General features: G+C 69.7%; 4 protein-coding genes and 2 rRNA genes (1 of these 6 only partly in view). 2 read left to right on the forward strand and 4 right to left on the reverse strand.

Annotated features, from left to right (window positions below; translation table 11 throughout):
* Positions 1-75 precede the first annotated feature (75 nt).
* Entirely contained in the window at positions 76-414 is a 339-nt protein-coding gene (locus tag O7603_RS09590; RefSeq protein ID WP_281575343.1) for an SCP2 sterol-binding domain-containing protein, read from the forward strand.
* A gap of 190 nt (positions 415-604) precedes the next feature.
* On the opposite strand, the gene O7603_RS09595 is transcribed toward O7603_RS09590, so the two are convergent.
* Both O7603_RS09595 and O7603_RS09600 read right to left on the reverse strand, forming a co-directional pair.
* Positions 605-1,624 carry an HAD-IIA family hydrolase gene (locus tag O7603_RS09595; protein WP_281575344.1) on the reverse strand — a complete coding sequence of 340 codons (1,020 nt, stop codon included), beginning with the start codon at positions 1,622-1,624 and terminating at the stop codon, positions 605-607.
* Positions 1,621-2,598 carry a Replicase polyprotein 1ab gene (locus O7603_RS09600; protein WP_281576651.1) on the reverse strand — a complete coding sequence of 326 codons (978 nt, stop codon included), beginning with the start codon at positions 2,596-2,598 and terminating at the stop codon, positions 1,621-1,623. Before O7603_RS09600 ends, O7603_RS09595 begins: the two co-directional genes overlap by 4 nt.
* Here O7603_RS09600 and O7603_RS09605 point away from each other — a divergent pair.
* Positions 2,509-4,182: a hypothetical protein gene (locus O7603_RS09605; RefSeq protein ID WP_281576926.1), complete on the forward strand. Its 1,674-nt coding sequence runs from the start codon at positions 2,509-2,511 to the stop codon at positions 4,180-4,182. The genes O7603_RS09600 and O7603_RS09605 overlap by 90 nt on opposite strands.
* 96 nt (positions 4,183-4,278) lie before the next feature.
* Here O7603_RS09605 and rrf read toward each other — a convergent pair.
* A 5S ribosomal RNA gene (rrf, locus tag O7603_RS09610) occupies positions 4,279-4,395 on the reverse strand.
* A gap of 81 nt (positions 4,396-4,476) precedes the next feature.
* A 23S ribosomal RNA gene (locus O7603_RS09615) occupies positions 4,477-6,557 on the reverse strand; it runs 1,029 nt beyond the window's last position.

Here is a 6,557-nt window from a genome sequence, read left to right on the forward strand (position 1 = left end):
CGCTACCGGGCCCTCGGGACCGCCCTGTGCGGTACGGTGCCGGGGACGGCGTGGCGTACGGCGAGGAGGCGACGGGTGGCCAGCGTGGACGAGTGTCGGCAGGCGTTGCAGCAGCTCGCCGCTCGGTTGGACAGCAACGCCGAGACCGTCCGGGAGCGGATCGACCTGGACCGGACGCTCGCCTGCCGGATCACCGACCTGGACACCGCGTTCCACGGCCGGCTGGCCGACGGCCGGCTGGTCGACCTGACCGACGGCGACGACCCGAAGGCCAAGATCGCGCTGAGCACCAGCAGCGACGACCTGCTCGCGCTCGTCCGAGGCGACCTCGACATCGCCCGCGCTGTGGCCTCCCGGCGAGTGTCGATCAAGGCCAACCCGTTCGACCTGATGAAGCTGCGCAAGCTGCTCTGACCGACGGCCCCGCGCCCGGTGGCCCCCGGCGCGGCGAGCCTGACCGCGACGGCCCGGGGCGCGGCGAGCCTGACCCGACGGCCCTCCGGCGCGGCGAGTCTGACCCCGTGATGTGCCACCCGGCGTGGGTGGGTGCGGAGCCGGCCAGCCGCCGACGCGATAGTCACCCAGCCGGGAAGCCGGGCCGCGGTCAGTCGGGGAGGCCGAGCGCGGTCAGCGCCCGGGTGGCCTCCGGAGATCCGGCGCGGACCGGTGGGACCGCCGACGCCGACCAGGCCGCCGCGCAGAGCGCCGCCAGCGCGTCCAGCGGCCGTCCGGCGCCGCTCAGCTCCAAGCGGTCGTCCCGCGCGGTGACCGACCAGCCGCCGGCGTCCGTCGTGCCCGGCACCCGGACCACCGCCGCCGGGTCGAAGAGCCCCGCCAGGTCGTGTGCGACGTACGTGGGCCGACGCGCCGGCTCGGCGGCGAGCAGTTCGGGTACGTCGCTGACGCCGGTGAGCACGAGCAGGCTGTCCAACCCGGCCCGCCGCGCGCCCTCGATGTCGGTGTCCAGCCGGTCGCCGACCACCAGCGTCCGGCCTCCGTCGACGCGGCGCGCGGCGGTGGCGAACAGTCCCGGCTCCGGCTTGCCCACCACGACGTCCGGCTCCCGGTCGAGCGCCGTACGCAGCACGGCCACCAGCGATCCGTTGCCGGGCAGCGGCCCCCGCCCGCTGGGGAGGGTGCGGTCGGTGTTGGTGGCGATCCAGGTGGCGCCGCCGCGCACCGCCACCGTCGCCTCGGCCAGGTCGGTCCAGCCGACCTGCGGCCCGTACCCCTGCACCACCGCCCGGGGCGACTCGTCCGCGCGGTCGACCGGGCTGAGACCCACCGCGGCGATCTCCGCGCGCAGCGCCTCGGCGCCGACCACGAGCACCGGGGCGCCGGCCGGCAGCCGGTCCCGGAGCAACTCGGCGGCGGCCGCCGCGGAGGTCAGCACCTCCTCCGGCCGGGCCGGCACGCCCATCCCGGTGAGCAGGTCGGCGACCTGGCTGGACCGACGCGACGCGTTGTTCGTCGCGTACGCGACGGCCCGCCCCTCGGCGTGCAGCCGGCCGACCGCCTCGACCGCGCCGGGGATCGGCCGGTCGATCAGGTAGATGACGCCGTCCAGGTCGAAGACGACCTGCGCGTACCCGTCGACCAGCCGCGCCCCGGCGTCTCCGGTCACCGGGCGACCGGGCCCGTCTCGTCGTGGCCCGCGGGAGCCTCGGCGCCGGCACGAACGGCCAGGTCGGGATCGTCCGCCCCGCCGCTGCCGACGGCGTCGTCCCGGGTCACCGTCGCGAGGTCGGCGTCGTCGTCATCCGTCGCGTCGGTGTCGTCGTCGGGCACGTCGGCGTCGTCAACCGCCGCGTCGCCGTCGGCCGCCGTCTCGTCGAGCTCGGCCGCCGCCTCGGGGAGCACCTCGGCGGGCACGTCCGGCTCACGCTCGCCGGCGTCGTCGTCGCCGACGAGGTCGGTGTCCGGCCGGGCCGGCACAGCACCGGGCGCGCCGGGGCCGGCGGCGATCTCCTCCGCCGACTCCTCGTCCTCCTCGTCGCCCTCGATGATCACCCCGTCGAGCTCGAGCAGCCGCTCGGCCGCATCGGTGTCGCCCTCGGCGTCCACCTCCGCGGCGCGGGAGAACCACTCGCGGGCCTCCTCGCGCCGGCCGACCGCGAGCAGCGCGTCGGCGTACGCGTACCGCAGCCGGGCGGTCCACGCCTCGGTCGCGTCGCTGGTCAGCTCGCGCACCTGGAGCATGGCGACCGCGGCGTCCTTCTGGCCGAGGTCTCCACGCGCGCCGGCGGCGACGATCAGCAGCTCGATGGCGGTTGCCGGGTCGAGCGCGTCCCGGTCGGCACCACGGAACAGGTCGATGGCCCGCTCCGGTCGGCCGAGCGCCCGCTCGCAGTCCGCCAGCACCGCCAGGTGGCTCTGCAGCCCGGTCATCCGGTGGTACGTACGCAGCTCGGCGATCGCGGTCTGCCACTCCCCGGCGTGGTACGCGGCCAGGCCAACCGCCTCCCGGACCGCGGCGATGCGGGACGCCAGCCGACGGGCGGCCAGCGCGTGCGCCAGCGCCTCGGCGGGGTCGTCGTCGATCAGCTGACCGGTCGCGACCAGGTGCCGGGCGACGTTCTCCGCGACCGGCTTGGCCAGCGACAGCAGTTCGGCGCGGACGTCCTTGTCCAGGTCGGTCGCGACGATGTCGTCGGGCAGCGCGGGCGCCTCGACGCGCTCGCCCGCCCGCTCCGGACGCGGCCCGCGCTCGTCACGCCGCGCCGCGCCGTCACGGTCTCCGCCCCGGTAGCCACCGTCACGGTCCCCGCCGCGGAACCCACCTTCACGGCGGTCGCCGCCGCGGAAGCCACCCTCGCGGTCGCCACCACGGAAGCCACCCTCGCGGCGCTCGCCACCACGGAAACCGCCCTCACGACGGTCGCCACCGCGGTAGCCACCCTCGCGACGGTCGCCACCGCGGTAGCCACCCTCGCGGCGCTCGCCACCACGAGAGCCCTGCTCGCGGTCACCGCCGCGGAAGCCACCCTCGCGACGGTCACCACCGCGGGAGTCACCCTCACGACGGTCGCCGCCGCGGAAGCCACCCTCGCGGCGCTCGCCACCACGGAAGCCCCCCTCGCGGCGCTCGCCACCACGGAATCCCCCCTCACGACGCTCGCCACCACGGAAGCCCCCCTCGCGGTCACCACCCCGGAAGCCACCCTCACGACGCTCGCCACCACGGAAGCCCCCCTCGCGGTCACCACCGCGGAAGCCACCCTCACGACGCTCGCCACCCCGGAAGCCAGTCCGGTCGCCGCCGCGGAAGTCCGCGTCACGGTCGGCCGGTCGGAAGCCACCCTGCCGGTCGCCGGCGCGGAACCCGCCCTCGCGGTCACCGCCGCGGTAGCCGCGTTCGCGGTCACCACCGCGGAACCCGCCGGGACGGTCTCCGCCACGGGAGCCCTGGTCGCGGTCACCACCGCGGAAACCACCCTCGCGACGGTCACCGCCCCGGAAGCCCTGCTCCCGGTCACCACCGCGGAAACCACCCTCGCGACGGTCACCACCGCGGAAGCCCTGCTCGCGGTCACCGCCGCGGAAGCCACCCTCGCGACGATCGCCACCACGGAAGCCCTGCTCCCGGTCACCGCCACGGAAGCCACCCTCACGACGGTCACCACCGCGGAACCCGCCGGGACGGTCTCCGCCACGGGAGCCCTGGTCGCGGTCACCACCGCGGAAACCACCCTCGCGACGGTCACCGCCCCGGAAGCCCTGCTCCCGGTCACCGCCACGGAAGCCACCCTCACGACGGTCACCACCGCGGAACCCGCCGGGACGGTCTCCGCCACGGGAGCCCTGGTCGCGGTCACCACCGCGGAAACCACCCTCGCGACGGTCACCGCCCCGGAAGCCCTGCTCCCGGTCACCGCCCCGGAAGCCCTGCTCGCGGTCACCGCCGCGGAAACCACCCTCGCGACGGTCACCGCCCCGGAAGCCGCCCTGCCGGTCCCCGCCTCGGGTACCGCCGTCGCGGTCACCGCCACGGAAGCCGCCCTCACGGCGCTCGCCACCCCGGAAGCCACCCTCGCGGTCGCCGCGCGGGCCGCCGCGGTTGTCCCGGTCGCCGCGGTACGGCGGCCGGTCACGGTCGTCCCGCCGCGGCGCGCGGTCGCGCTCGCCCGACCGGTCGCTGCGGTCGTCGTAACGACGGGGGCGGTCTCCGCCCTGCGGTCCTGAACTCACGGGGTACATCCTTCCTGATTGCGCCGGTGGTGGCGCGGCGCTACGCAGTCGAGGGCCGACCCGGATGGGGCGGCCCTCGACTGGAAGATTGTCCGGCGGTGTCCTACTCTCCCACACCCTCCCGAGTGCAGTACCATCGGCGCTGGAGGGCTTAGCTTCCGGGTTCGGAATGTGACCGGGCGTTTCCCCTCCGCCATGACCGCCGTAACTCTATCGACATATCAAACAACACCCAACGGGTCTGTTGTTCGTTTGTCGGGAGTTGCACAGTGGACGCGTAGCAGCTTAGTAGTCAAGTCCTCGGCCTATTAGTACCGGTCAACTGAACCCGTTACCGGGCTTACATTTCCGGCCTATCAACCCAGTCGTCTAGCTGGGGGCCTTACCCCACAATGTGGGTGGGATACCTCATCTTGAAGCGAGCTTCCCGCTTAGATGCTTTCAGCGGTTATCCCTTCCGAACGTAGCTAACCAGCCGTGCCCCTGGCGGGACAACTGGCACACCAGAGGTTCGTCCGTCCCGGTCCTCTCGTACTAGGGACAGCCCTTCTCAAGTATCCTACGCGCACGGCGGATAGGGACCGAACTGTCTCACGACGTTCTAAACCCAGCTCGCGTACCGCTTTAATGGGCGAACAGCCCAACCCTTGGGACCTGCTACAGCCCCAGGATGCGACGAGCCGACATCGAGGTGCCAAACCATCCCGTCGATATGGACTCTTGGGGAAGATCAGCCTGTTATCCCCGGGGTACCTTTTATCCGTTGAGCGACACCGCTTCCACACGCAAGTGCCGGATCACTAGTCCCGACTTTCGTCCCTGCTCGACCTGTCAGTCTCACAGTCAAGCTCCCTTGTGTACTTGCACTCAACACCTGATTGCCAACCAGGCTGAGGGAACCTTTGGGCGCCTCCGTTACCTTTTAGGAGGCAACCGCCCCAGTTAAACTACCCACCAGACACTGTCCCTGAACCGGATAACGGTCCGAAGTTAGATACCCAAATCAACCAGAGTGGTATTTCAAGATTGCCTCCACCCATACTGGCGTATGGACTTCACCGGCTCCCACCTATCCTACACAAGCTAATTCGGATACCAATGTCAAGCTATAGTAAAGGTCCCGGGGTCTTTCCGTCCTGCCGCGCGTAACGAGCATCTTTACTCGTAATGCAATTTCGCCGGGCCTGTGGTTGAGACAGTGGGGAAGTCGTTACGCCATTCGTGCAGGTCGGAACTTACCCGACAAGGAATTTCGCTACCTTAGGATGGTTATAGTTACCACCGCCGTTTACTGGCGCTTAAGTTCTCCGCTTCGCCCCCGAAAGAGCTAACAGGTCCCCTTAACGTTCCAGCACCGGGCAGGCGTCAGTCCATATACATCGAATTACTTCTTCGCATGGACCTGTGTTTTTAGTAAACAGTCGCTTCCCCCTGCTCTCTGCGGCCATACAACGCTCCACCCGCGCGGGGCTTCACGTCTCCGGCCCCCCTTCTCCCTAAGTTACGGGGGCAATTTGCCGAGTTCCTTAACCACAGTTCGCCCGATCGCCTCGGTATTCTCTACCTGACCACCTGTGTCGGTTTGGGGTACGGGCCGCTCGGAACTCGCTAGAGGCTTTTCTCGACAGCATAGGATCACTGACTTCACCTGAATCGGCTCGGCATCACGTCTCAGCCTTCATGTGCCACGGATTTGCCTATGACACGGCCTACACGCTTACCCCGGCACAACCACCGGCCGGGCTCAGCTACCTTCCTGCGTCACCCCATCGCTTGACTACTACCCGCCAGGTTCCCACGCTCCCCACCATTGACCCGAAGGTCGCCGGCAGTTCGGGTGGTTAGCACAACGAGGTTCATCAGGGTCGCTCCTTCGCGGGTACGGGAATATCAACCCGTTGTCCATCGACTACGCCTCTCGGCCTCGCCTTAGGTCCCGACTCACCCAGGGCGGATTAGCCTGGCCCTGGAACCCTTGGTCATCCGGCGGAAGGGTTTCTCACCCTTCTTTCGCTACTCATGCCTGCATTCTCACTCGTGCCGCGTCCACAACTGGGTCACCCCGCTGCTTCACCCCCGGCACGACGCTCCCCTACCCATCCACACACCTGCACAAGGAATCACGTCCAAGCGAGGTAAAAATGTGAATGCCACAGCTTCGGCGGTGTGCTTGAGCCCCGCTACATTGTCGGCGCGGAACCACTTGACCAGTGAGCTATTACGCACTCTTTAAAGGGTGGCTGCTTCTAAGCCAACCTCCTGGTTGTCTATGCGACCCCACATCCTTTTCCACTTAGCACACGCTTAGGGGCCTTAGCTGGTGATCTGGGCTGTTTCCCTCTCGACTACGAAGCTTATCCCCCGCAGTC

The organism is Micromonospora sp. WMMD812 (assembly GCF_027497215.1).
Taxonomy (GTDB): Bacteria; Actinomycetota; Actinomycetes; order Mycobacteriales; family Micromonosporaceae; genus Micromonospora.